This window comes from Methanobrevibacter sp. (genome assembly GCF_017427765.1).
Lineage (GTDB): Archaea > Methanobacteriota > Methanobacteria > Methanobacteriales > Methanobacteriaceae > Methanocatella.
This window is the reverse complement of sequence record NZ_JAFRSC010000049.1, coordinates 1-1,518: the sequence shown is the minus strand read 5'-3', so window position 1 is coordinate 1,518 and position 1,518 is coordinate 1. Positions and strand designations below refer to the sequence as shown.

General features: G+C 37.0%; 2 protein-coding genes. Both read left to right on the top strand.

From position 1 onward, the window contains the following. The first annotated feature begins 138 nt into the window (after positions 1-138). On the top strand, positions 139-1,137 hold the full coding sequence (locus tag IJL02_RS11855; protein ID WP_292816728.1) for a hypothetical protein: 999 nt from the start codon (positions 139-141) through the stop codon (positions 1,135-1,137). Between the two features lie 124 nt (positions 1,138-1,261). Then, a partial coding sequence (locus IJL02_RS11850) for a hypothetical protein (RefSeq protein WP_292816726.1) occupies positions 1,262-1,518 on the top strand: 257 nt, incomplete at its 3' end.

The following is a 1,518-nucleotide window of genomic DNA, read 5'->3' as shown; positions in this document are numbered from 1 at the left end:
CTATTTATACCACCTTTCCCGAGAGCTCTTGTTTATGGACTGGAACATGCCCTAAAACAGGGCGAATGCTCGGTACAATACGCGCTATGTAGCTTATAATGAGTCATATAATTAAAAAATAACTAAGTATTGTTATTATTGAATCAAGCAAAAAATGAAACGGAGTATTTGTCGCGATGTTTGTTTATTGGAGAAGTTTATTTTCATGAAAAACAATTTGATTCTGCCCTCTATTATATAACCCATGTATATAATGATACAAAAAGTATTACATCGAAAAAACAAGCTGCTGAATGGTTGTTAGATATCTGTAAAACTCAAGGAAGAGATAGTGAAATACTTGAATATGCCAATTTCTTGGCACCGTTTGCCAATCAAGAAGAGAACCAAAGTGAAGTCAAATCTGAGTTGACAGAACTCTATAATGCGTTCAGACAAGCAAATCTATCAAAACAACACCAACAAATGATAAAGACATATACGACAATATGTTTAGTAATTGTTGGTGTGCTCATTATTGGATTGTTAGTATATATCCTTCTTTATCATACCAATAGAAAGCGAAAACAACTTCTTGAAAAACAAATCAAGGAAGAGCAACTTTTGCACGACATGAAGCAAAAAGCATTATCAGGACGATTAAAACAAAGTAACCAAAAGCTGCAAGAAACCCTAAAAAGAATTGAAAACCAGAAAGCAGAACATAAAACGACAGAAGGCAATACTTCCTACAACACCTTTGATGAAAGGTATGAGGATTTTAAACAAGCTCAGATTTGCCTTGAGATTATTAATATGGCAAACCAGCTTCACGACAATATACGCAATACGCTTAAAACCAATGCAGACATAACAGAATACAAGGCATTTGCAATGACATTATCGCAAACCGCTCAATTAACCAAGACAGTGGAAGCGTTTTTCCCTAACCTTTATACAGCATTAAAAACCCAATATCCTTCATTGGAGAGAAAGGGATGGCTGCATTGCTGCCTATATCTACTCCAGTTGGACAAAATGAGCATCTGTGTGTTGCTTCAAGAGCCGTATTACACATGCAGGCGTTATACCTTGAAATTGGAAAAGGCGTTTGATTGCCAACAAGGATTATCGGCTTTTTTAATTGAGCATCTGTAAGTCTGTTAAATATTGATTTTTAAGTTGTTAATAAAAAATCTGCAATTTTTGCAATTCCAAAATTCGTTTTTGTAACAAAAAATCGCCATATTTTCGTGGCGTTTAACTAAAAAACGCTCAAAATATGCAACACACAAAAATTAAACAATTCGTATTGCTGCTGGGACTTTTGTTGCCCGCAGCCTGGTGTGGTGCAAACAGCACACACTTTAATGATGGCTTTAGCCATATAGCAGTAAAAGAAAGAGCTGTACAAGGTACCCCCAAAGGCTCCACCATCCAAGCCACCATTGATGGCCACACACTCACCGTGGTCTTCACTGAGAACCTCGGCCAAGTAGCCGTGGAGGTATCCTCTGTTTCAGGCACTTCGGTGCATTT